Origin of the sequence: Streptomyces sp. NPDC088400, from assembly GCF_044753355.1 — a bacterium.
Lineage (GTDB): Bacteria > Actinomycetota > Actinomycetes > Streptomycetales > Streptomycetaceae > Streptomyces.
The window spans coordinates 1-23,757 of the sequence record NZ_JBIVMZ010000008.1 but is presented as its reverse complement, the minus strand read 5'-3'; the positions used below and the strand labels follow the sequence as shown (position 1 = coordinate 23,757).

Genomic DNA, 23,757 nt, shown 5'->3' with positions numbered 1-23,757 from the left:
CCCGCCGGATCCCCTGATTCCCCGCACGTCCCTCAGTCCACGTACCTGACCCGCGCGATATGCGAGCAAAGGAGCCCGCGATGACAGACATGATCACCGCGGACCTGGTCGACCTCGACCTGGCCGCCGAGACGAAGGAAGCCGCGGCCCGCTCGCTGGCCGAACGGATGGTGAGCCTGGGCCGGGTCACCGACCTGGACGGCTTCCTGGCCGACGTGGCCGCGCGCGAGGCCCAGATGCCGACCGGCCTCGACGGCGGTATCGGCATCCCGCACTGCCGCAGCGCGCATGTCAGCGAACCGACCCTGGCCTTCGGCCGCTCTCCGCAGGGCATCGACTTCGGAGCCCCGGACGGGCCGGCGGACCTGATCTTCCTGATCGCGGCTCCGGCCGGTGCGGACGACGCCCACCTGACGATCCTCTCGGCCCTGGCCCGCCGCCTGATGAACGAGGAGTTCACGACGGCCCTGCGCTCGGCGACGGACGCGACCGCCGCCGCGTCCCTGATCCGCGGCGAGGAGTCGGCGGCAGCCGAGGCGGAGACCGGGACCGCGGCTGTGGCTGGGGCTCCCAGCACGCCGGCCACTCCTGAGGCCGCCTCTGAGGCCACTCCCGAGGCTGCCTCCGCACCGGCCGCTGCTGCCACCAGCAGCCCCACCACCCCCGCTCCCACCACCCCTGCTCCCACGAGCTCTTCCCCCGACTCCTCCGCCGACGACGGCCATGTCTTCCGGATCGTCGCCGTCACCTCCTGTCCCACCGGCATCGCGCACACCTACATGGCCGCCGAAGCCCTGGAACAGGCCGGGCAGGACGCGGGCATCGAACTCGTCGTCGAGCCGCAGGGTTCCTCCGGATTCCACCGGGTCGACCCCGCCGTCATCGCCGCCGCCGACGGCGTGATCTTCGCGCACGACGTGCCCGTACGGGAGAAGGAACGGTTCGCCGGGAAGCCCACCGTCGACGTCGGCGTCAAGGCCGGCATCAACCGGCCCGCCGAACTGATCGCCGAGGTACGAGGCAAGGCCGAACGCGGCGAGGCCACCGCCGCCGCGCACGCCACCCCCGTGGACGCCGCCGGCGAGCCCGGCGAGGGCTACGGCACCAAGCTGCGCAAGTGGCTGATGTCCGGCGTGAGTTACATGGTCCCCTTCGTGGCGGCCGGCGGTCTCCTCATCGCCCTCGGCTTCGCCATCGGCGGCTACACCGTCGACAAGGCGCCCTCCGTCGCCGAGCACTTCGTCTGGACCGACCAGACCAGCTGGGCGGCGCTGCTGTTCCAGATCGGCGGCGTGGCGTTCAGCTTCCTGGTGCCCGTCCTGGCGGGCTTCATCGCGTACGGAATGGCCGACCGTCCTGGCCTGGTGCCCGGCTTCGTCGGCGGTTCCATCGCCCTCACCATCAACGCGGGCTTCCTCGGCGGCCTGGCCGCCGGTCTGATCGCCGGTGGCACGGTGATGGCCATCCAGCGGGTGAACGTGCCCGCCACACTGCGCGGCATCATGCCGGTCGTCGTGATCCCGCTGATCTCCTCGGCGATCGTCGGCTTCCTGATGTTCCTGGTGGTCGGCAAGCCCATCGCCGAACTCCAGAAGGCGCTGACCGACTGGCTGTCCGGCCTCTCCGGCGCCAACGCGATCATCCTCGGCGTCATTCTCGGCCTGATGATGTGCTTCGACCTGGGCGGTCCGCTGAACAAGGTCGCCTACGGCTTCGCGGTCGGCGGCCTCGCCAACCCCAACGAGGGCAGCCTCAAGGTCATGGCCGCCGTGATGGCCGCGGGCATGGTCCCGCCGCTCGCGATGGCGCTGGCCACGACCGTACGGGGCAAGCTGTTCACCCGTACCGAACGGGAGAACGGCAAGGCCGCGTGGGTACTCGGCGCCTCCTTCATCACCGAGGGCGCGATCCCCTTCGCCGCCGCCGACCCGCTGCGGGTGATCCCTTCGGCGATGGCGGGTGGCGCGGTCACCGGCGCGCTGTCCATGCTCTTCGAGTGCACCCTGCGGGCGCCTCACGGCGGCATCTTCGTGATCCCGCTGATCGGCAATCCGTTCCTCTACCTGCTCGCCATCGTGGCGGGCACAGGGGTCAGCGCCGGACTGGTCATCCTCCTCAAGAGCGCCCGCAAGACGCCCGCGGCGGAACAGGGCGGAACCGCCGGACCGGCCGAGGCCGGGGGAGCGGGCACGGAAGCCAAGGTGCCGGTCGCCGCCTGACCCCGCACCGGCTCCGGGCGTGAACTCGTGCCCCCGGTCAGGGGCGGCCGTACACCCGGCCACCCCTGACCGGCCGTCCGATCACCTCACGTCCGATCACCGCACCTCGGGTCATCGCACCTCAGGCCACCGCACCGCAGGTCACCGCACCTGGGCTCATCTAACCTGTGCGCGAAGCTCCATGGCTTCGCGCGCGGTGCGTTCCGTCGGATACACCTCGCACATGTGGCGGCCGTCCGGTGTCGCCGTGTGCTCCACCTCCCAGAGGCTCGTCTCGCTCCCGTCCATCAGCAGGAACGCGTGCTCGTAGAGCGTGAAGCCCGCGTCCTTGCCCTCGACCTCGTACTGCCGGCCGAAGACCTGGGTGATGTGGTGCGCGAACGCCGTACGCAACAGCTGAGCGGTCTCCTCTCCCGGCCGGTCGGCGTTCTCCGCCCGCCGCAGCACTCTGCGGGCGTGGTCGGGGGAGTTGTCCGAGGAGTACATCCGGTGCCGCGGGGTCGGTGGCAGGGCCCGCAGCCCCCGGAGCAGAGCGAGGTGGGCGTCGATCTCGGCCGTACGCTCGGACTCCAGCTCCGCGAGCAGTCCGGCCGCGACATCGTCCATGGGCGGCTCGTCGGCGGAGGGCGGTGCGCCCGGCTCCGTGCTGGAGAGCCGAGGCGCCTCGGGACTGCCGGGCCGGCACAGCCGGGCGGCGGCGAGCCGCACCTCGGATTCGTCCCCGTACAGCTCGTGCAGCCGCGCGCCGTCCCGGCCGGTGTTGTGCACCAGCTCCCAGAGGGTGAGCGCGCTGCCGTCGGGCAGCAGATAGGTGTGCCGGTACGTCTCGCGGTGCAGCCCCGCACTGTGGTGCGCGGAGCACAGCGAACTGGCGTGCGCCAGCGCACGGTCGAGCCGCTCGACCAATGCGTCGGGCAGGTCGAAGGAGTTGAGTGCCCGACCCAGGAGTCGCTCGAGGTGCGTCTCGGTTGTCTCGTAGGGATCGTTCAAGATGGGTCTCCAGGCCGTTGCCACATGTCACTTGGTGATTGCATAACGTAGCGCCTAGGGCTGACATCGCGTCCCACGTTTGGGAAAACGCAGGGGGCGTACGTGAAGTTCCTGCGCGCCCCCCGTCAACTCGTTGTCCACGCCCCTCCGTCGGGCCCGTACAGCTCCCGGTACGACGGGAACGTCCCACCGGGTCCCTCCACACTCTCCGCCGCGCCTACGGCCCGCACGACTGCCCTGGTCACGACATCCGCGCCGGCCGCCAGTACCTCGTTCAGCGCGAGCGGATCCTCTCCCGGGAGGGCCAGGCCACCCGAAGCGAGCGCGAAAACAGTATCCCCGTCATTGAGCAGATGAACAGGGCGGACGGCGCGCGCGATGCCGTCGTGCGCCGTCCCCGCGAGCTTCTGCGCCTGCGCGCGGGAGAGTTCGGCATCGGTGGCGACCACGGCGAGTGTGGTGTTGAGCGGCGCCGGACCGTTCTGCTCACGCAGTTCGGCCAGCCGTCGCAGCGCCGCCTCATGGACCTCGGGCGCCGGGTATTCCGTACGTCCGTTGATGTAGCGCCCGTACAGCACGCCCGTCAGCGGATCCACCACCGAGCCCGCCGCGTTGGCCACGACCAGGGCGGCCACGGTGACCCCGGAGTCCAGGACCGTGCTCGCCGTACCGACCCCGCCCTTGAGCTGCCCGACGAGCGCGCCCGTCCCGGCGCCCACCCCGCCTTCCTCGACCGGTGCCCCGCTCTCCGTCCCGGCCGCCGCCTCCACCGCCGCACGGCCCGTCGCCGCGTCCGGCCGGATCCCCCAGTCGCCGCCCCGCCCCAGGTCGAATATGCCCGCGGCCGGGACGACCGGCACCACCTGCGCGGGGTCGGGGCCGACGCGGACGCCGCGACCGTGCTCCTCCAGCCACGCCACCACGCCGGAGGCCGAATCGAGCCCGTACGCACTGCCGCCCGTCAGCACGACGGCATCGATGCGCTGGACGATATTGCGCGGGTCCAGGGCGTCCGTCTCCCGGGTGGCCGGCCCGCCGCCCCGTACGTCGACGGCGGCGACCACCCCGCCCTCCGGGGCGAGGACGACCGTGGTGCCGGTGAGCGCCCGGTTCCCGGCGACCCGCGCATGTCCCACCCGCAGCCCGGCCACATCGGTCAGCGCGTCATTGGTTGCCATGACCCCCATCCGTACCACGCGCACGAGAGGAGAGGGAGGTTGGCCGTTCGGAGAGAGTCACTCCGACCGCCACGGTCACCGCCGCCACCAGCCCCGCGGCGAGCACCGCCCAGGCCCCCGCGAACGTACAGGCCGCCACCGCCGCCGCCGAGACCGGCAGGACGAGCTGCTGTGCCGTACCGGTCTTGAAGTGGCGCGCGTGCAGCAGCCAGACCGTGAGCGAGAAGAGCGCCGCCGGGACCGTGACGGCGGCGGAGGCGGCGACCGCCGAGACATGCGCCTTGCCCACGGCGTGCTCCACCGCCACCTCCAGCCCCGAGCCGATCGCGGCGGCCGACCCGAAGATGACGAAATGGCCGTAACCCCACGGGATGGCCTGCCTGTTGCCGGCCAGCCGCTGGTGCGCGGGGACCGCGAAATAGATCCACCAGGCGGCGAAGACGAGGAGGATGCCGCCGGCCGCGATGGGCAGCAGCTCCCCGACCGCCTCGTGTTCGTCCAGCGCCGACTGCACGGCGACGGTCGCGGCCGACATCGTCTCGCCGAGCACGATCAGCGTGAACAGCCCGTAGCGCTCCACGATGTGATGCGGATGCCAGGCCGTCTGGTGATCCCGCTCCGCCACCGGCGGCACCAGCAACTCGGCCACCACGACCACCAGGAACAGCGGGCGCTTCACAGGGTCCGGCGCGGCCAGCAGCGCCACCCACGCGGCCTGGCAGAGCACCAGACCGACGGCATATCGCAGATCGGTGCGCCGGGCCGGCCCCCGCGACTCGGACAGGCCCGCCCGCAGCCACTGCGCGGTCAGCGCCACCCGCATCACGAGATAGCCGGTGACAGCGATGGTCCAGTCGTTGTCGGCGAAGGCGCGCGGCACACCCGCCGCGTAGATCAGCACCCCGCAGATCTGCACCAGGGTCGCGATCCGGTACGGCACGTCGTCGCAGTCGTAGGCCGAGGCGAACCAGGTGAAATTCATCCACGCCCACCACACCCCCCAGAAAATGAACAGGTACCCGACGATCCCGGCGCCCGTACGCCCCTCGGCCAGCGCATGCACGAGCTGCGCCCCGGCCTGGGCGACCGCCACGACGAAGCACAGGTCGAAGAAGAGCTCCAGAGGCGTCGCGGTGCGGTGTGCCTCGTCCCGCCTGCGAGCGGTCATGCGGCGCAGGGGCCCCGCGGTCCCTGCCGCGCTGCTCGACGTCATGGGGCCAGCACAGCAGAGGAGCCGGTGCCGGGCCGGTGAGGCGCGCGCTGCGTTCGCGCGGACCTGTGGACCGTACGGACCACGGGACCGTGTCCGCACGAGGGACGACCTCCTGCCCCTCGGCCGTCCTCGTGCCGCAGGGGCCCCGGGCGGCCCGGACACCCCCGTACTCTGGACGTATGAGCACCGCCCCCACTCCCGAGCCGCGTGCCGAGGAGCAGTCCGGGCCGACAGCACCGTCCGGGCCTTCCGGGCCGCCTCGGTCACCGCGCCCGAATCCGGCGTTGATCTTCGACGACCCGCTGGACCAGCAGTCCTCCGACGACACGGACCGGGGCTGGGGAGACCGGCCCGCGGGAAGCGGCGACAGCGCCGCCGACCTCGCACGCTTCCTGGACGAGAAGCCGCCCCACCACATCTGAGGCACCCTCCGGTGTGTCCGGGGCGCCTCGACGGCGGTGGCCGGCTCCGCCGCTACGGCTTGTCGAGGCCGGGACCGGAGCCGGAGCCGGGGCTGTAACCCTGGCCGCGCTGCGCCAGCAGGGCGTCCCTGATCTCCTTGAGCACCTCCAGCTCGCTGACCTCCATGACCTCCTGGACCTCTTCCTTGGCGGCCTGCTGCTTGGCCCGCCTGGCGAGGTACTTGGACATCGGCAGGACCATCAGGAAGTACACGACGGCCGCCGTGATCAAGAAGGTCAGAACCGCGCTGAGCACCGTTCCCCACATGATGGGGATGCCTGAGGTGATCTCGCCCGCGGCGTTGGTCTCGCACGGAGACTTGAGGCACGAGCTGTACTGGTTCAGATCCTGTGTGCCGAACGCTCCGACCACCGGGTTGATGAGCCCCTTGACGACCGAGTTCACCACATTGGTGAACGCGGCCCCGATGACGACCGCGACCGCCAGGTCGATCACATTGCCGCGCATCAGGAAGGCCTTGAAGCCCGCCAGCACGCTCTCCTTCTCCTCGCTCACGAGTGAGCCTTTCTTCACATGGACCGTACGGATGACAAACTGCTCCGCAACCTACGGCAGCGCGTGCCCGCACTGTCCAATCCGTCCACGCGATCAGGCGACCCCACAGCGTGCCCGTGCGACTCCGCGCCACACGGCACGGACCGGTCAGGCCCAGCAGCACAAGGCTCGGTACCCCACGGTCGGGCATCCCGCGGCCTGGCGCTGCGCGTCCCAGCACTGCGCGTCCCAGTGCTCCGCGTCTCAGCACAGCGTCACCGCCAACTGTGACGTGGCACTCGCTCCCGCCAGCGCCGCCGCCGTGGCGCGCGGCACGGACAGCACGACCAGCGCTCCGCCGTCCGACATGGTCTCCCGCTCCCCGGGGATCTCCGTCACCCGGGCTCCCCTGGCCACCACTCGGGCCTCGGACTCCCGCTCCGGCACCCCGGCCGATCCCAGCGGGGACGGGGCCGCCGCGATCACATCGACCCGGTCTCCCCGGCGCAGCAGTCCGACCGTCGCCGCATCGGCGATACGCACCGGCGCGGACACCATCCGTGCGGGCCGGTGAGCGGGGTCCCGCCCCGATGACGACAGCGCGGCCTTGGCGCCGGTCGGAGCCTCGGCAGAGGAGTCGGCAACGGTCCCGGCTCCGGCGGCACCGAGCGCGCCACCCGCTCCCGTGGCGGCCAGCGCGGCCGCCGTCACGGCCAGACCGGCCGCCGTCGCACGTCGGTGCCGGAGCAGAGCCCGTCGCAGCCGCTGCCGGGAGCCACGCACCCGCAGAGGATCGAACGGTGGCACACCACGCAGCGACGGCGTCTGCGAACCCGGTGGCGGCGTGGGAAAGCGGGTGCAGGGAGGGGAAGGAGAAGGACGGGGACGGGGACGGGGACGAGAGAAAGGGGACGGGTCATGCGTGAAGGAACCGGACATGGCGAGCACCGCCTGACGTGAGGAGTTCTGCGATCGCTCCTCACGATCCACGGTCCGTCAAAATCCCGCTGAGGCCTGTGGATCAGCGAGCGATTGTGGACAACTCCCTCACCCGCACGAGTGGTTCCGGCACCTGCCGGGCCAATCCCGCCGCCCCCGCGCATGGTTCACGGGGGACGTGGGCAGCTCGTGACCGGGGCAACCGACGATCGGGCGCCGGTGGCCAATCGCCGGTGACCAACCACCGGCATCCAATCGCAGGTTCCAACCACCGGTATCCGATTGCCGGTGAACAACCGCCCGTGGTCAGGGCAGTTCGAGTCCGGTGTCTATCCCGTCCAACGCGTGTGAGCACAGGCAGTCCCGTGTCTCGCTCGCCTGCAATCCCGCCACCGCGTCGAACAGCACCGTGCGCAGCCGGTCGACATTGGAGGAGAACACCTTGAGGACTTCGTCGTGAGAGACCCCCTCGCCCGTCTCGGCACCCGCGTCCAGGTCCGTCACGAGCGTCATCGACGTGTAGCAGAGCCCCAGTTCACGGGCGAGTATGGCCTCGGGGTGCCCGGTCATCCCGACCACCGACCAGCCCTGCGCCGCATGCCACTTCGATTCCGCCCGCGTCGAGAAGCGAGGCCCTTCGACGACGACGAGCGTCCCGCCGTCAACCGGCTCCCAGTCGTGTCCGCGTGCCGCCGCGAGCGCCGCCGCGCGGCCCTCGGGGCAGTACGGGTCGGCCAGCGAGATGTGCACGACCTTCGACTTGCTTCCGTCCGGCAGCCGCACCCCGTCGTAATAGGTCTGCGTGCGCGCCTTCGTACGGTCCACCAGCTGATCGGGTACGAGCAGCGTGCCGGGCCCGTACTCCGGCCGCAGCCCGCCCACCGCGCACGGGCCCAGGACCTGCTTCACCCCGACGGAGCGCAACGCCCAGAGATTGGCACGGTAGTTGATGCGATGCGGCGCGACGTCGTGCGAGCGTCCGTGCCGGGGCAGGAACGCGACCTGCCGTCCGCCGATTTCGCCGAGGAAGAGTGAGTCACTGGGTGGTCCGTAGGGAGTCTCCACCTGAACCTCGGTCACGTCCTCCAGGAAGGAGTAGAAGCCCGAGCCACCGATCACGCCGATCTCTACGTTCGCCATTTCATCACAGTAGCGGGGCGCATGGGCCCGGACAGTAGGGGCCCATGCGAAGGACCCCGCCGTACGAAATGGCGGGGTCCTGGGAAGACCGGAGAAGGAGCGTCAGGCCGTGGTCAGGCGGCCGAGGAGCTGCTGGAGCTGCTCGACGAGCCGGAGCCGGAGCCCGAGGACGACCCGGATCCGGAGCCGGAGCTGGAACCCGAGCCCGAACCCGAGTTCGACGAAGAGGCCGAAGCCGACGACGTGGTCTTGGAATCCGACTTGGACTCCGACGACGACTTGGAGCCCGAAGATCCCGCCGCGGCCGACGCGCTGCTCGAGGACGAGCCGCGGCTGTCATTGCGGTAGAACCCGGAACCCTTGAAGACAATGCCGACCGCTGAGAACACCTTCTTCAGGCGTCCCTGGCAATCGGGGCACTCAGTGAGGGCATCATCGGTGAATTTCTGCACCGCCTCAAGGCCCTCGCCGCACGCGGTGCACTGGTACTGATAGGTCGGCACTTGCTCCTCCTGGCACTCTCACTCAATGAGTGCTAACGACGCTCCATAGTGACGTATTCCGCGCGATCAGTCCACTGTCACCGGCACGCGGTGACTCATCCCACGCGCGGCGACGTGTCCCGAGGTCTTCGGGACCAGCCGCGATCGCAGCGCCACCAGGGTGACCAGAGCCAGCGCCGTACCCACGAGCGGTACGACAAATCCGGCGCTCGCGCCGTACGCGTCCGCCAGCTGTCCGGCGACGGTGACCGCGGCGGCCTGCCCGAGCGCGACCGCACCGGTCAGCCAGGTGAACGCCTCGGTACGGGCCGAAGCGGGCACCAGCGACTCGACCAGGGTGTAGCCCGTGATCAAGGCGGGTGCGATGCAGAGGCCGATCAGCAGTCCGAGCCCGGCGAGCAGCGTCACGGAGTGCACCGCCCAGAGCAGGGAGGCGCCCAGCGTCAGCCCCGCGTATCCGAACAGAAGCCTGCGGCGCGGCCCGATCTTCCAGGCCACGGCACCGCACACGATCCCGGCGAGCATGTTGCCGGCCGCGAAGATCCCGTACAGCAGACCGTTCACGCCGGGGGCGCCGATCTCCTCGGAGAACGCGGTGAGCGATACCTGCATTCCACCGAAGACCGAACCGATCCCGAGGAGGGCCACGGCCAGGACCCGCACCCCGGGCACGGACAACGCGGACGTACGGGGCTCGTCCGAGGCACCCGCACCGAACCGGCCGGTCCGTGGCTGTGTCGCTCGCTGGGCGGCGAAGAGCAGCCCGCCGGCCAGCGTCAGCGCGGCTTCGGCGATCAGTCCGGCCGCCGGGTGGATACCCGTGCAGAGCGCGGTCGCCAGCACCGGACCGATGACGAAGGTGAACTCGTCCGTCACGGATTCGAAGGCCGCCGCCGTCGGCAGCAGCGACGAAGCCCCACCGGACCCGTAGCCGGAGCCGGGTCCCGCGCTCTTGCCTGAATCGTGGCTTCCCAGCACGGCGGCCCAGCGCGAGCGCACCATGGGGCCGATCTGTGGAATGGAAGCGCCAGTGGGGACGGCCGCGACGAACAGCGCCCAGAGGGGAGCGTCAGCCAGAGCGAGCGCGATCAGCACCGCCACGGACGCCGCGTGCACCAGCACGCCCGGTACCAGCACCGCACGCTGTCCGAAGCGGTCCGCGAGCTTGCCGCCCTGTGGCGCGAAGAGCGCCATGGAGACGCCGGTCACCGCGGCGACGGCGCCCGCGTTCCCGTACGAGCCGGTGGTGTGCTGGACGAGCAGGACGATGCCGATCGTCAGCATCGCGAAGGGCTGCCGTGCCGCGAAGCCGGGGAGCAGGAACGTCCAGGCGCGGGGCGTGCGCAGCAGTTGCCCGTACCCGGGCCGGGGCGGCGCCGCACCCCGCTCGTCGCCCGAGGTCCCCGAGGTCCCCGAGATTCCGTGAGTGCTTTCGGCGCCTTTGACGGTGTCGACGACGGTGCCGACGCCTTCGACGCCCGGAACGCCCGCGACGTGTTCGATGCCTGCGGCGCCTTCGACGGGATCGACCGTGTTGTCGGACACGGCCCTTGCCTTTCCGCCGCCTGGTAGCGCGCCCCCGGATGTACGGGCGCGGCCGAGAGCTGTCCTCATTGCGCGGAACTGCGGTAGATACCAGGCCCCACTACGGGAAACGCCACGGCCGCCATACGGTCGCGCCAGCACTGCGTCAGGCAGAGTTGGTCGATCAGATGTGCCTGCATCGTACAGGTACGAACCGCCAGCCGCCTGGGAACGGCCGAGCTCCGCGCCCGTACGCCTGCGATTGTGAGAGGAGTGCGCAGCCGTGGGCGGTCGCCCGGCCCGCAGCCCTGTACGGGACCCGTCGTAAGCCGTTCAGCCCGTTCAGCCCGTTCAGTCGTTCAGCCGGACCTCGGGCCCGCCTTCGCGCCCGCGTCCTTTCCGGCGGCACCCGTACCCCTGCCGGCACCAGCACCCTTTCCGGCACCAGCGCCCCCACCGGCACCCGAGCCCGTGGTCTTTCCCGAGCCCGTGGTCTTACCGAGGTTCGTGCCCTTCCGGCCGCCGGCCCCCTTACGAACACCGCCCTCCGACCGGGATCCGGCCCCGTCGCGCGTGCTCGCGCCATTGCCCGTGCCCAGCCATCCGGCCAGCTTTCCGCCCTGTCCGACGGCCCGCAGCCGCCGTTCAGCCGCGTCCCGCACCGGGTCCGTCGCCACCACCAGCAGCTCGTCGCCACGGCGCAGCACCGTCGCCGGCTGCGGTACGAAGCTCTTGTCGTCCCGTACGACCAGCGTCACCGCGGACCCCGCGGGCAGCCGCAGTTCCGCGACCTCCACGCCGTGCATCTTCGAGTGCTCGGGGATCGCCACCGAGAGGAGATGGCCGCGCAGCCGCTCCAGCGGTGCCGATTCGATGCCCAGGTCGGCGGCCTCGGAGGAGTCGTCGAGCCGTAGCGCCCTCGCCAGCCAGGGCAGCGTCGGCCCCTGTACCAGCGTGTAGACGACGACCAGGATGAAGACGATGTTGAAGATCCGCAGGCTGCCCTCGATATCCGTCACCATCGGGATGGTCGCGAGGATGATGGGCACCGCGCCGCGCAGCCCCGCCCAGGACATCAGCGCCTGTTCCTGCCACGGGATACGGAACGGCAACAGGCTGATCAGGACGGACAGCGGCCGTGCCACCGCGGTCAGCACCAGTCCGACGACCAGCGCGGGCAGGACGTCGTCGCCCAGTTCGTGCGGTGTCACCAGCAGTCCGAGCAGGACGAACATGCCGATCTGCGCGATCCAGCCGAGTCCTTCCGCGAAGCCGCGGTTGGCCGGGGCGTGCGGCAGCTTCGAGTTCCCGAGGACCATCGAGGCGAGATACACGGCGAGGAAGCCGCTGCCGTGCGCCGTGGCGCCGATCGCGTACGCCGAGACCGCGATGGCCATCACGGCGATCGGATAGAGCCCGGAGGCGGGCAGTGCCACATGCCGCAGCCCGAAGGCGCCGGCCCAGCCCACCGCGAGTCCGACGCACGCGCCGATCGCCAGTTCCAGCGTGATCTCGCCGACCAGCAGATACCAGTGCTCCACCGGGCCCGTGGCAGAGAGAGCGACCACGATGATCACCACAGGGGCGTCGTTGAAGCCCGATTCGGCCTCCAGAGCCCCGGTCACCCGGGACGGCAGCGGCACTCTGCGCAGTACGGAGAAGACCGCCGCGGCGTCCGTCGAGGAGACGACCGCTCCGATGATCAACGCCTGCCGCCACTCCAGGCCGACCAGATAGTGCGCGGCGGCCGCCGTCACACCCACGCTCACCGCGACTCCCACGGTCGAGAGCGCGGCGGCGATGGGCAGCGCCGGTTTGACTTCTTTCCACTTCGTGCCCAGGCCGCCCTCGGCCAGGATCACCACGAGCGCGGCATAGCCGATCACCTGTGTCAGTGCGGCGCTGTCGAACTTGACGTGGAAGAGACCGTCCTGCCCTATGACGACACCGATGCCGAGGTACAGCAGCAGGCTGGGGAGGCCGCTGCGGGACGAGATCCGGACGGCCGCGACCGCGATCAGCAGCACAAGCGAGCTGATGAGCAGGAGTTGATTGAGCTGGTGGACAGTCAGCGGCCGATCCTTCCCCTCGCGCATGCCGGATCGTTCCTCCGGCTGCCGGTACTTCGTTACCTTACCTAATCTTTAACGTTTTCTTGACGCTTTCGATCGTCAGTGCGAGCGCTGATGTAGCGCTGATGTGACGTCTGTCGCGATCGCGGCGTATATCCCGCGTAAATCCCGTGCACATCCCGTACGAAACTCCATGCGAATCGCGGCGGACACCGACGTGTGTCCCTCGGTGCGTCCCGGTGTGACCGTCCGATGAGTCGCACTAAATGACACCGCGTCGGGGACAGCGACGCGCTGCGCCTATGGTTGCTCCAGCATTCCAGGACCACCCTGCCCCTCGAAGGACAGCGATGCCCGCCAACACAGCCCCCCCTTCCGTCAAAAAGAAGGGGCGACGCGCCCGTCTGATCGTGATCGTCCTGGTGCTGGCGCTTGTCGCGGGTGTCGGCTACGGCGCGTACTGGGGCGTGAGTACGGTCCGCGCCTCCCTTCCCCAGACCACGGGGACGGTCAAGCTCGACGGCCTCTCGGGTTCCGTGGACGTCAGGCGTGACAGCTACGGCATCCCGCAGATCTACGCGGACAGCGATCAGGACCTCTTCCGTGCCCAGGGATACGTCCAGGCACAGGACCGCTTCTGGGAGATGGACGTCCGGCGTCACATGACCTCCGGACGGCTCTCCGAGATGTTCGGTCAGAAGCAGGTCAAGACCGACACCTTCCTGCGCACCCTCGACTGGCACGGGGTGGCGCAGCGGGAGTACGACACCAAGCTGTCGGCGGAGACCAAGAAGAACCTCCAGTCGTACGCGGACGGTGTCAACGCCTATCTCAAGGGCCGTGGCGGCAAGGAGCTCTCGGTCGAGTACGCCGCGTTGAACCTCACCAACGACTACAAGCCCGCGAAGTGGACCCCCGTCGACTCGGTGGCCTGGCTCAAGGCGATGGCCTGGGACCTGCGCGGCAACATGAAGGACGAGATCGACCGCTCGCTGCTGACGAGCCGGCTGAGTGAGAAGCAGATCGACGAGCTGTATCCGTCGTATCCGGCCGACCGGAACAAGCCCATCGTCAGCGAGGGCGGCATCGACCCGGTCACCGGGAAGTACGACCCCGAGGCCGAGCCCAGCACCGGTACGGGAAGCGGTACGGGAACCGGCACAGCGGACGGCACGGGCTCGGATCTGAACACGGGCACCGGAACCGGCACTGGTGCCGGAACCGGCGTCGGCACGGGAACAGGCTCCGGTACGGGTACCGGTACAGGCACGGGAACGGGCACGGGAACGGGCACCGTCGTGAACAGCGCCTCCGACGCCACCGACGGCTTCAGCTCCCAGCTGGGCGCCCTCTCCGGCACCCTCGACGAGATCCCCGCGCTGCTCGGCCCGAGCGGCAGCGGTATCGGCTCCAACTCCTGGGTCGTGTCCGGCCGGTACACGACCACCGACAAGCCCCTGCTCGCCAACGACCCGCACCTCGCACCTCAGCTGCCCTCGCTCTGGTACCAGATGGGCCTGCACTGCCGGACCGTTTCCGCGAGCTGTCAGTACGACGTCGCCGGGTACACCTTCGCCGGTATGCCCGGAGTGATAATCGGCCATAACCAGAACGTCGCCTGGGGCTTCACCAACCTGGGCGCCGATGTGACCGACCTCTATCTGGAGAAGGTCGACGGCGACACGTACCAGTACGGCGACGAGAAGAAGGCCTTCCGGACCCGCGAGGAGACGATCAAGGTCGCGGGTGGCGCGAGCCGGAAGATCACCGTCCGCTCGACCGAGCACGGTCCGGTGGTCTCCGACCGCAACAGTGAGCTGGCGAAGGTCGGCGAGGAGGCCCCGGTCGGCGATGTCGCCCCCGACCGCGGCGACGGCTACGCGGTCTCGCTGCAGTGGACCGCGCTCCAGCCGGGCAAGTCCATGGACGCGGTCTTCGCGCTCGACAAGGCCAAGGACTTCAGCCAGTTCCGCAAGGCCGCCCAGGACTTCGAGGTCCCCTCGCAGAACCTGATCTACGCCGACACCAAGGGCAACATCGGTTACCAGGCGCCGGGGAAGATCCCGCTCCGCTCCGACGGCTTCGACGGCAGGATGCCGGCCCCCGGCTGGGATCCGAAGTACCGGTGGAAGGGGTACATCCCCTACGACGAGCTGCCGTACGAGTACAACCCGGAGCGCGGCTACATCGTCACCGCCAACCAGGCCGTCGTCGACTCCGAGAAGTACCCGTACGCGCTCACCGAGGACTGGGGCTACGGCGCCCGCAGCCAGCGGATCAACGACCTGATCGAGTCGAAGATCAAGGACGGCGGGAAGATCTCGACCGAAGACATGCAGAGTATGCAGAGGGACAACAGCAGCGAGATCGCCAAGGTGCTGATGCCCTACCTGCTCAAGATCGATGTCTCGGACCCGTCCGTCCGTGAGGCGCAGAAGCTCCTCGAAGGATGGGACTACACCCAGGAGCCCGACTCCGGAGCGGCCGCCTACTTCAACGCGGTCTGGCGCAATGTCCTCAAGCTCGCTTTCGGCAACAAGCTTCCTAAGGAAGTGCGTGCCAAGGGCGACTGCATCAACGTTCGTCCCGCCGAGGGCTCGGGACCGTTGGACGATCTCGACCAGCTGGTACGGGAGTGCGGCCAGCGCGCTCCGGAGTCGGCCCAGCCGGACGGCGGGGACCGCTGGTACGAGGTGGTGCGCAGCATCATCAAGGACGAGGACAACGCCTGGTGGAGCACTCCGGCCAAGCGCAAGGACGAGGCCGCCGACACCCGTGACGAGTTGCTCGACCGTGCCATGAAGGACGCCCGCTGGGAGCTGACCGCCAAGCTCGGCAAGGACGTCTCCTCCTGGAGCTGGGGACGGCTGCACCAGCTGACGCTGAAGAACCAGACCCTCGGGACCAGTGGCCCCGGCCTCCTTAAAGAGGTGCTCAACCGCGGCCCGTGGAACCTCGGCGGCGGTCAGGCCGCGGTCAACGCGACGAGCTGGAACGCGGCGGGCGGTTACGACGTCACCTGGGTCCCGTCCATGCGGATGGTCGTCAACGTCGGTGACTGGGACAAGTCCCGCTGGATCAACCTGACGGGCGCCTCGGGGCACGCGTACAGCGCGCACTACACCGATCAGACGGACAAGTGGGCCAAGGGAGAGCTGAACGACTGGCCGTACTCCGCCGACGCGGTGGAGCGCGGTACGGGCGACACGCTGAAGCTGACGCCGTAGGCGGGGCGCGGACATGCGTGCCATAGGCCCCGGCTCCGGAAAGGCGTCAGCCCTCGTGCTGACGCCTTCCGGAGCCGTGCTGTCCGCCCCGGTGTCCTCGGCCCCCGGGCGCCTCCCCGCCGAAGCGCCTGATGCCCCCCGGCGTCACCACTGCCTGTACGGGGTGGTCGTGGGGCTCCTCCGGGACCCGCGCGACCACCTCGTTGTCGTACAGCAGCACGGCCAGCGCGGGCTCGGTGCCCGCCTGTGCCAGCCGGGCGAGGACCCGGTCGTACGAGCCGCCGCCCCGCCCCAGCCGCATCCCGCGGCCGTCCACCGCGAGTCCGGGCAGCAGTACGACGTCCGCCTCCAGGACGGCGTCCGGCCCCTGTCGTATGCCGTCCGGCTCCAGCAGACCCCGCCCCGCGCGCACCAGATGCCCGGCGCCCCCGTACACCGCCCAGTCGAGGTCGTTGTCCGCCATCAGCACCGGGAGCAGGACCCGTACCCCCCGCGCGCGCAGTGTGTCGAGCAACACGCGCGTGCCCGGCTCGCGGCCCACCGAGACGTAGGCGGCGACGGTACGGGCACGTGCCAGCTCCGGCAGGTCCAGCGCCCGCCGCGCCAGAATCACCGCGGCTTCGCGCGCGTCTTCACCGGACAGCAGCTTTCTCGCCGCGAGGAGTTCACGCCGTACGGCGGGCTTTCCGGACATGTCGTCACTCACCAGGACACCGCAAATCTCTCGTAAGCATTTGTATGAGGCGAAAGTTAACCGAAGCATCATCTTCCGCCTGTAAGCACCGGATAGGCTCCTTCGCATGACTCACTCGCCCTCCAGGATCAGCAAGGCTGTCATCCCAGCCGCGGGCCTCGGGACCCGGTTCCTGCCCGCCACCAAGGCCACTCCCAAGGAAATGCTGCCGGTCGTCGACAAGCCCGCGATCCAGTACGTGGTCGAGGAAGCGGTCGCCGCCGGACTCTCCGACGTCCTCATGGTGACCGGCCGCAACAAGCGCCCTCTTGAGGACCACTTCGACCGGAACTACGAGCTGGAAGAGGCGCTCACCCGCAAGGGAGACACCAAGCGCCTCGCGAAGGTCCAGGAATCCAGTGACCTCGCCACCATGCACTACGTGCGCCAGGGCGACCCCAGGGGCCTCGGCCACGCCGTGCTGTGTGCCGCCCCGCACGTCGGCGACCAGCCCTTCGCCGTCCTGCTGGGCGACGACCTGATCGACCCGCGCGACCCCCTGCTGGCCCGCATGATCGAGGTCCAGGAGCGCGAGGGCGGCAGTGTCATCGCGCTGATGGAGGTCGACCCGGAGCAGATCCATCTCTACGGCTGCGCCGCCGTGGAGCCCACCCGTGACGCCGACGTGGTCAAGGTGCACGACCTCGTCGAGAAGCCCGATGCCGCCGACGCCCCCAGCAGCTACGCGATCATCGGCCGCTACGTCCTCGACCCCGCCGTCTTCGGGATACTGCGCCAGACCGCACCCGGCCGCGGAGGTGAGATCCAGCTCACCGACGCCCTCCAGCAGTTGTCGGTGAACGAGGACGTCGGCGGACCGGTCCACGGCGTCGTCTTCAAGGGCCGCCGCTATGACACCGGCGACCGCGCCGACTTCCTGCGTGCCATTGTCAGACTCGCGTGCGAACGTGAGGACCTGGGCCCGGACTTCCGTGCCTGGCTGCGCAGTTACGTCAGCGAGGAGATGTAGCACTTGAGCGACACGGCGGCACCGGCACCGGCCCCCGGCCACCACAAGCAGCTCTGGTCGGTGGACGACCATCTCGCGGACATCCTCGCGGCCGTCCGCCCGCTCGACCCCATCGAGCTGCAACTGCCCGACGCCCAGGGCTGCGTCCTCGTGGAGGACGTCACGGTGCCGGTGGCGCTGCCGCCGTTCGACAACAGTTCCATGGACGGATACGCGGTCCGCACGGCCGATGTCTCGGGCGCCACCGAGGAGTTCCCGGCCGTGCTGACCGTCATCGGCGATGTAGCGGCGGGCAGCGGCTCGTTGCCCCGGGTCGGCCCCGGGCAGACCGCCCGGATCATGACCGGCGCCCCGCTGCCGCCCGGCGCCGAGGCCGTCGTCCCCGTGGAGTGGACCGACGGCGGCGCGGGCGGCGGCGCGGTCACCTCCATGCGCCCGGCGGCCGGCGACGGTCCGTCCGGCGCGAGCGGTGAGGTGCGGGTGTACCGCTCGGCCGAGGCCCGCGCCCATGTCCGCTCCCGGGGCAGCGATGTGCGGGCCGGTGACCTCGCCCTGGAGGCCGGTACGGTCCTCGGCCCGCCGCAGATCGGCCTGCTGGCCGCCATTGGCCGCGACAGGGTCCGGGTGCGCCCCCGTCCGCGCGTGGTCGTGCTGTCCACCGGCAGCGAGCTCGTCCAGCCCGGCGAGCAGCTGGGCGCGGGCCAGATCTACGACTCCAACAGCTTCGCGCTCACCGCCGCGGCCCGGGACGCGGGCGCCATCGCCTACCGGGTCGGCGCCGTCACCGACGACGCGGAGACACTGCGCGCCACCATCGAGGACCAGCTGATCCGCGCCGACATGGTCGTCACCACGGGCGGCGTCAGCGTCGGGGCGTACGACGTCGTCAAGGAGGCGCTCTCCTCCGTCGGCGACGAGGACGAAGCGGGCAGCGGAATCGACTTCCGTACGCTCGCGATGCAGCCCGGCAAGCCGCAGGGCTTCGGCTCGATCGGCCGGGACCACACCCCCCTGCTCGCACTCCCCGGCAACCCGGTGTCGTCGTACGTCTCCTTCGAACTGTTCGTCAGACCCGCGATCCGCGCCCTGATGGGCCTGAAGGACGTGCACCGCCCGATGGTCCGCGCCACGCTGGCCACCGACAAGCCGCTGTCCTCCCCGGCGGGACGCCGCCAGTACCTGCGCGCCACGTACGACGCCGAGGCGGCCGCGATCACCCCGGTCGGCGGCGCCGGCTCCCATCTCGTCGCCGCTCTCGCCCACGCCGACGCGCTGATCGTCATCCCGGAGGACTCCGTATCCGTCCGGCCCGGCACGGAGGTCGACGTGGTCCTGATCGGCTGATCACCGCGCGGTGGCGGTACCGTGTCTGCCCACACAGGCCCTGTCGGGCCCGGACCGGGAGCGCCGCAGCAATGACCGTGTTTTCCCGGGGGGAGACCCCCGGAACCCCTCAACAGGGCAGCCTGACGCATATCGACGAGTCGGGTGCGGCCCGCATGGTCGACGTCTCGGCGAAGGAGGTCACCGCGCGCGTCGCCCGCGCCAGTGGCCGGGTGCTGGTCTCGCCGCGCGTCGTCGAGCTGCTCAGGGGCGGGGGAGTGCCCAAGGGCGACGCCCTCGCCACCGCCCGTATCGCGGGCATCATGGGCGCCAAGCGGACCCCCGAGCTGATTCCGCTCTGCCATCCGCTCGCCGTCTCGGGCGTCACCCTCGACCTGTCGGTGGCGGACGACGCCGTGGAGATCCTCGCGACGGTGAAAACCACGGACCGTACGGGCGTCGAGATGGAGGCTCTGACCGCCGTCTCGGTGGCCGCGCTGACCGTCGTGGACATGGTGAAGGCGGTCGACAAGGGCGCCGTGATCACGGACGTACGGGTCGAGGAGAAGACGGGCGGGAAGTCGGGCGACTGGACACGGCCCGCCGCTTCCACCTCGTCGTCCCCCGAGGCGCGGGCCGCTGAGGCGGACGGGGGCGCGGCATGACCCCGTCCGCGAGAAGCGGCCCCGACGCCGACGACCCCGGAGGCAACGGAGCCGGGCCCGGCAACGGCGCTCCGGGGACCGGCGCTCCGGGTCCCGCCGCCGACGATCCTGCTGCCGGCCGTCCTGCCACGAGCGGTTCCGGGGAGGGCGGTTCCACGGACCGCGGTCCCGGGGACGGCGAGTCCGGCCCGTACCCGTACCGCGCCCTGGTGATCACCGCGTCCAACCGCGCCGCCGCCGGTGTCTATGCCGACCGAGGCGGCCCGATCCTCGCCGGGGGCCTGACCTCGCTCGGCTTCCTCGTCGACGGACCGAGGGTCGTCCCCGACGGTGATCCGGTCGAACAGGCCCTGCGCGAGGGCGTCGCCGCCGCGTACGACGTCATCCTGACCACCGGCGGCACCGGCATCTCGCCCACGGACCGCACCCCGGAGGCCACCCGGCGCCTTCTCGACCACGAGATCCCGGGCATCCCGGAGGCGATCCGCGCCGAGAGCGCCGGCAAGGTGCCCACCGCCGCGCTCTCCCGGGGCCTGGCGGGGGTGGCCGGACGGACCCTGATCGTGAACCTGCCGGGCTCGACCGGCGGTGTACGCGATGGTCTCGCCGTCCTCGACCGGCTGCTCGTCCACGCGGTGGACCAGATCCGCGGCGGCGACCACGCCCGCACGTCCCCCCGTACCCACGGATGAACCCCGCCTGGCCGGTGACGCTGGTGGACGGCGATGTCGTCCTGCGCCCCATAAGGCTGCGGGACCAGCGCGCCTGGCGTGAGGTGAACCGCCGTAACCGTGACTGGCTGCGTCCGTGGGAGGCGACGATCCCCCCGCCGCCCCCGGGCGGCCCGGGGGCCCAGCGCCCCACCTACCGCCAGATGGTCCGCCATCTGCGCGCCGAGGCCAACTCCGGCCGGATGCTGCCCTTCGTCATCGAGTACCAGGGGCAGCTCGTGGGCCAGTTGACGGTCGCCGGGATCACCTGGGGCTCGATGTGCTCGGGACATGTCGGCTACTGGGTGGACCGCGCGGTCGCGGGCCGCGGTGTCATGCCGACCGCGGTCGCCCTCGCCGTCGACCACTGCTTCCGGATGGTCGGACTGCACCGTGTCGAGATCTGTATCCGCCCGGAGAACGGGCCCAGCCGCCGGGTCGTCGAGAAACTCGGATTCCGTGAGGAGGGGCTGCGTCCGCGCTATCTCCACATCGACGGAGCCTGGCGGGACCATCTCGTGTTCGTGCTCACCGCGGAGGAGGTGCCGGAGGGACTGCTCAACCGCTGGCGCCGGGCGCGACCCGGAACGACAAAAAAATAAAATAAGTGTTCGATATTGATCGCGGTATGAGCATCACCTGATCTGAACAATCACAAAAAAAGTCCGTGATATCAGCCAGATCGTGCGACACACCGGCTCAATTGGCGGATGCCCCCGTGCGAACCCCTCTACGGTGTGAACCGTGAGCAGCAGCGGCCTCATCTACGCAGTCATCGTCGGGGCCTGGGCCGCCTACTTGGTGCCGATGTGGCTCCGCAGGCAGGACGAGCTCAATGAGGCACGTCCGACGGAACGCTTCAGCACCGCCATCCGGCTGCTGTCCGGAAGGGCGGCCATGGAGCGCCGTTACGCCAAGGAGCTTCAGGAACGCGCCGCGGAGGAGGCGGGGCCCGACGTGGAACCGGACAGCCGCACGGAGTCGATGAGCTCCGTCGACGTCCGGGCCTTCGCCGCGCCTCCGGCCCTTACCGAAGCCCGGATGGAGATCCGGGCGGACGTGCCGGCACCGGCCAGACCCCTGTCGTCCCGTTCCACGCCCCGGCCGGCCCCCGCGCGCCCCGCGCCCGAACCTCCCGCGCCCGAACGCGCCACGCCGCCCCCGGGCGCCGCGGCCGAACGGGCCCGGCGCGCACAGCGCAACCAGGTCCTCGCGCGCCGACGGCGCACCACCGTGATCCTCTTCCTGGCCTTCACGTTCGGCGCGGTCGTCGCGGCGGTCGGCGGTCTCGGCTTCCTCTGGGCACCGGCCGTCCCGGCTGTCCTCCTCAGTACGTACATCGTGCATCTGCGCGGCCAGGAGCGACGGCGCTTCGCCTTCACCATGGACCGGCGCAGGGCGGAGGCGGCGGCGCAGTGGCTCCGCGAGAACCGGTCTCGCCGCCACCAGCCCCCGACGGCCGCGGTCGGCGAGGGCGACGAGGAGCCCGAACCCTGCCCCGAACCGGAGCCGGCCCCCACCGTCTCCCCCCAGGAGGCGGGCCGCCGCGCCCTGGTCGAGCAGACCGACCACGCGGAGTGGGTGGACCAGCAGCGGGAACGCGGCCCGGCCCAGGGGGACAGCTGGGATCCCGTCCCGGTCCCGCTGCCGACCTACGTCACCGCCCCGGTCGCCCCTCGCGCGCCCAGCGGTGTCGAGGTCGGAGACCCGGAGACCTGGAGCGCGGCCCGCTCCTCCACCGCCGAGCCGGCCACCGACACCCCGCCACCACCCCCGCGCACCCCCGCCCCGCGCCGGAGCCGTGACCATGGCCGGACCCCGCTCTTCGACCAGTACGACGAAGAGGACGACCGCCCCCGCGCCGCCAACGAGTGACCCACACCCGCCGCTGGCCCCGCCCGCCCGTGACCAGCCACTGACGGATTTCCGAGCACGGCCGGGGGGGTGCTAAAGTTTCACTCGTTGCAAGGGCCTGTGGCGCAGACTGGTAGCGCACCTCGTTCGCATCGAGGGGGTCAGGGGTTCAAATCCCCTCAGGTCCACCGCAGCTCAAAGCCCCTACCGGGGAAACCCGGTAGGGGCTTTTTGGTGCCGTACAGCAGCGAAATACAGCAACTACATCTGATCTTGAGCGTCGAGGTGCTTGCCGAGCTTTCGCAGCGCCTTGCGGGTGCCTTCGGACGGGATGTGGGTGTACACCTCCATCGTCACGGCGATCTTGCTGTGCCGGAGAATCTGCATCGCGACGCGCGGATGCACGTCCAGGGCGGCGAGCAGCGACCCGCAGGTGTGCCGGGTGTCATGCAGCCGGATCCTGCGGACACCGGCCCTGGCCGACCGGGCGGCGAACTCCCGGTTGAAGTTCCTGGGCTCGATCGGAGTCCCGTACCGCGTCGTGAAGACGAAATCAGATCCGGTCCACAGCTCACCCGCAGCTTTACGGGCGATCTCCTGAGCCTTTCGGCGGAGCCGCAGCGCGGTCACGCATATCTGGGGGAGGGGAAGAGTGGCCGACGAGGCATCGGTCTTGGTCTCGGCGTGCACCAACTGGCGATTGTCCGCTGTAGCTGGTGCTCCACCGTGATCTCACCCGCGTCGAGATCCACGTTCTTCCATGTGAGGCCCAGTACTTCGCCCCGACGGAAGCCGAGTACGAGGATCAGTACGTAGGCCGGGTAGAGCGGATCGGCCGCCGTCCGCGCCGCCTCCAGAAGGTCGGGACTGTAAGACGTTCGGTGTAACTCCCGATCATGGAAGATGCATCGATGACCAGTGAGAACGTGATCGATCCCAAGTCTGTCGAGTCGGCAGAGACGGTGTCGGCGAAGGCAGTGGACAACCAGTTGATCGACGAGCTGGTGCACCGGGCTCAGGCCGAGGGCCTGCAGCTGACAGGCGAGGGCGGGCTGCTGCAGCAGCTGACCAAGCGGCTGCTGGAGTCCGCCCTGGAGGGCGAGATCACCGACCACCCCGGCTATGACAAGCACGATGCGGTCGGCAAGAACAGCGGCAACTCCCGTAACGGCAAACGCTCCAAGACCGTGCTGACCGACGTGGGCCCGGTGGAGATAACCGTGCCCCGCGACCGCGACGGCTCCTTCGAACCGAAGATCGTCAAGAAGCGGCAGAAGCGCCTGAGCGGCGTCGACGAGATGGTCATCTCACTCGCCGCGAAGGGCCTGACCACCGGCGAGGTTCAGGCCCACCTGGCCGAGGTCTATGGAGCCGAGGTCTCCCGCCAGACCATCTCCACCATCACCGACAAGGTCTTGGAGGGCATGGCCGAATGGCAGAGCCGTCCGCTCGACACCGTCTATCCGGTCGTCTTCATCGACGCCATTCACGTCAAGATCCGCGACGGCGCGGTCGCCAACCGGCCCATCTATGTCGCCTT

At 70.2% G+C, this 23,757-nt stretch carries 21 protein-coding genes and 1 tRNA gene; 11 read left to right on the top strand and 11 right to left on the bottom strand.

From position 1 onward, the window contains the following. The first annotated feature begins 80 nt into the window (after window positions 1–80). On the top strand, window positions 81–2,219 hold the full coding sequence (locus ACIQD6_RS20740; protein WP_401884488.1) for a fructose-specific PTS transporter subunit EIIC: 2,139 nt from the start codon (window positions 81–83) through the stop codon (window positions 2,217–2,219). A 156-nt stretch (window positions 2,220–2,375) separates the two neighbouring features. On the opposite strand, the gene ACIQD6_RS20735 is transcribed toward ACIQD6_RS20740, so the two are convergent. The 3 genes from ACIQD6_RS20735 to ACIQD6_RS20725 all read right to left on the bottom strand — a co-directional run bounded on the left by ACIQD6_RS20735 (window position 2,376) and on the right by ACIQD6_RS20725 (window position 5,600). Further along, a complete protein-coding gene (locus ACIQD6_RS20735) occupies window positions 2,376–3,209 on the bottom strand; it encodes a DUF6227 family protein (protein WP_401884487.1) in 834 nt (277 codons plus the stop codon). 125 nt (window positions 3,210–3,334) lie between these two features. Beyond that, window positions 3,335–4,387: a P1 family peptidase gene (locus ACIQD6_RS20730; protein ID WP_401884485.1), complete on the bottom strand. Its 1,053-nt coding sequence runs from the start codon at window positions 4,385–4,387 to the stop codon at window positions 3,335–3,337. Next, on the bottom strand, window positions 4,374–5,600 hold the full coding sequence (locus ACIQD6_RS20725) for a low temperature requirement protein A (RefSeq protein ID WP_401884483.1): 1,227 nt from the start codon (window positions 5,598–5,600) through the stop codon (window positions 4,374–4,376). The genes ACIQD6_RS20730 and ACIQD6_RS20725 overlap by 14 nt, the downstream gene beginning before the upstream one ends. Window positions 5,601–5,779: 179 nt before the next feature. On the opposite strand from ACIQD6_RS20725, the gene ACIQD6_RS20720 reads away from it, so the two are divergent. Next, a complete protein-coding gene (locus ACIQD6_RS20720) occupies window positions 5,780–6,022 on the top strand; it encodes a hypothetical protein (RefSeq protein WP_401884482.1) in 243 nt (80 codons plus the stop codon). 52 nt (window positions 6,023–6,074) lie between these two features. Here the strand turns inward: ACIQD6_RS20720 and mscL are convergent, their stop codons facing one another. From mscL to ACIQD6_RS20690, 6 genes are all read right to left on the bottom strand, one after another. After that, window positions 6,075–6,578: a large conductance mechanosensitive channel protein MscL gene (gene mscL, locus ACIQD6_RS20715; protein WP_401884481.1), complete on the bottom strand. Its 504-nt coding sequence runs from the start codon at window positions 6,576–6,578 to the stop codon at window positions 6,075–6,077. Between the two features lie 243 nt (window positions 6,579–6,821). Then, complete coding sequence (locus tag ACIQD6_RS20710) at window positions 6,822–7,340, bottom strand: RcpC/CpaB family pilus assembly protein (RefSeq protein WP_401884479.1); 519 nt, start codon at window positions 7,338–7,340, stop codon at window positions 6,822–6,824. 462 nt (window positions 7,341–7,802) lie between these two features. Next, window positions 7,803–8,636, bottom strand: a complete 834-nt coding sequence (locus ACIQD6_RS20705; RefSeq protein ID WP_401884478.1) for an S-methyl-5'-thioadenosine phosphorylase — start codon at window positions 8,634–8,636, stop codon at window positions 7,803–7,805. Between the two features lie 113 nt (window positions 8,637–8,749). After that, window positions 8,750–9,139 (bottom strand): FmdB family zinc ribbon protein, encoded by a 390-nt coding sequence (locus ACIQD6_RS20700; RefSeq protein WP_401884477.1) that lies wholly within the window; start codon window positions 9,137–9,139, stop codon window positions 8,750–8,752. 66 nt (window positions 9,140–9,205) lie between these two features. Further along, complete coding sequence (locus ACIQD6_RS20695) at window positions 9,206–10,753, bottom strand: MFS transporter (protein WP_401884475.1); 1,548 nt, start codon at window positions 10,751–10,753, stop codon at window positions 9,206–9,208. Window positions 10,754–11,022: 269 nt separating this feature from the next. Further along, window positions 11,023–12,759 (bottom strand): potassium/proton antiporter, encoded by a 1,737-nt coding sequence (locus ACIQD6_RS20690; protein WP_401884474.1) that lies wholly within the window; start codon window positions 12,757–12,759, stop codon window positions 11,023–11,025. A gap of 326 nt (window positions 12,760–13,085) precedes the next feature. On the opposite strand from ACIQD6_RS20690, the gene ACIQD6_RS20685 reads away from it, so the two are divergent. Next, entirely contained in the window at window positions 13,086–15,962 is a 2,877-nt protein-coding gene (locus ACIQD6_RS20685; RefSeq protein WP_401884472.1) for a penicillin acylase family protein, read from the top strand. A gap of 46 nt (window positions 15,963–16,008) precedes the next feature. On the opposite strand, the gene ACIQD6_RS20680 is transcribed toward ACIQD6_RS20685, so the two are convergent. Beyond that, window positions 16,009–16,668: a 5-formyltetrahydrofolate cyclo-ligase gene (locus tag ACIQD6_RS20680; RefSeq protein WP_401884470.1), complete on the bottom strand. Its 660-nt coding sequence runs from the start codon at window positions 16,666–16,668 to the stop codon at window positions 16,009–16,011. 94 nt (window positions 16,669–16,762) lie between these two features. Between ACIQD6_RS20680 and galU the strand changes: the two genes are divergently transcribed. From galU to ACIQD6_RS20645, 7 genes are all read left to right on the top strand, one after another. After that, on the top strand, window positions 16,763–17,665 hold the full coding sequence (gene galU / locus ACIQD6_RS20675) for a UTP--glucose-1-phosphate uridylyltransferase GalU (RefSeq protein WP_401884468.1): 903 nt from the start codon (window positions 16,763–16,765) through the stop codon (window positions 17,663–17,665). A gap of 3 nt (window positions 17,666–17,668) precedes the next feature. Beyond that, window positions 17,669–19,009, top strand: coding sequence for a gephyrin-like molybdotransferase Glp (glp, locus tag ACIQD6_RS20670; protein WP_401884467.1), 1,341 nt, complete (start codon window positions 17,669–17,671; stop codon window positions 19,007–19,009). 71 nt (window positions 19,010–19,080) lie between these two features. Continuing rightward, the gene (gene moaC, locus ACIQD6_RS20665) at window positions 19,081–19,653 is read left to right on the top strand and encodes a cyclic pyranopterin monophosphate synthase MoaC (RefSeq protein ID WP_401884465.1); all 573 of its coding nucleotides are present in this window, start codon (window positions 19,081–19,083) and stop codon (window positions 19,651–19,653) included. 206 nt (window positions 19,654–19,859) lie between these two features. Continuing rightward, entirely contained in the window at window positions 19,860–20,345 is a 486-nt protein-coding gene (locus ACIQD6_RS20660) for a molybdenum cofactor biosynthesis protein B (protein ID WP_401884963.1), read from the top strand. Next, complete coding sequence (locus ACIQD6_RS20655) at window positions 20,342–20,965, top strand: GNAT family N-acetyltransferase (protein ID WP_401884464.1); 624 nt, start codon at window positions 20,342–20,344, stop codon at window positions 20,963–20,965. The genes ACIQD6_RS20660 and ACIQD6_RS20655 overlap by 4 nt, the downstream gene beginning before the upstream one ends. Window positions 20,966–21,107: 142 nt before the next feature. Next, a complete protein-coding gene (glpR, locus tag ACIQD6_RS20650) occupies window positions 21,108–22,238 on the top strand; it encodes a gephyrin-like molybdotransferase receptor GlpR (RefSeq protein ID WP_401884463.1) in 1,131 nt (376 codons plus the stop codon). Between the two features lie 93 nt (window positions 22,239–22,331). Continuing rightward, window positions 22,332–22,405, top strand: a tRNA-Ala gene (locus tag ACIQD6_RS20645). A gap of 73 nt (window positions 22,406–22,478) precedes the next feature. Here the strand turns inward: ACIQD6_RS20645 and xerC are convergent. Further along, window positions 22,479–22,907 (bottom strand): tyrosine recombinase XerC, encoded by a 429-nt coding sequence (gene xerC, locus ACIQD6_RS20640; protein ID WP_401884961.1) that lies wholly within the window; start codon window positions 22,905–22,907, stop codon window positions 22,479–22,481. A gap of 221 nt (window positions 22,908–23,128) precedes the next feature. Between xerC and ACIQD6_RS20635 the strand changes: the two genes are divergently transcribed. Continuing rightward, window positions 23,129–23,757: transposase (locus ACIQD6_RS20635; RefSeq protein WP_401884461.1), on the top strand; the 629-nt coding region annotated here is incomplete at its 3' end.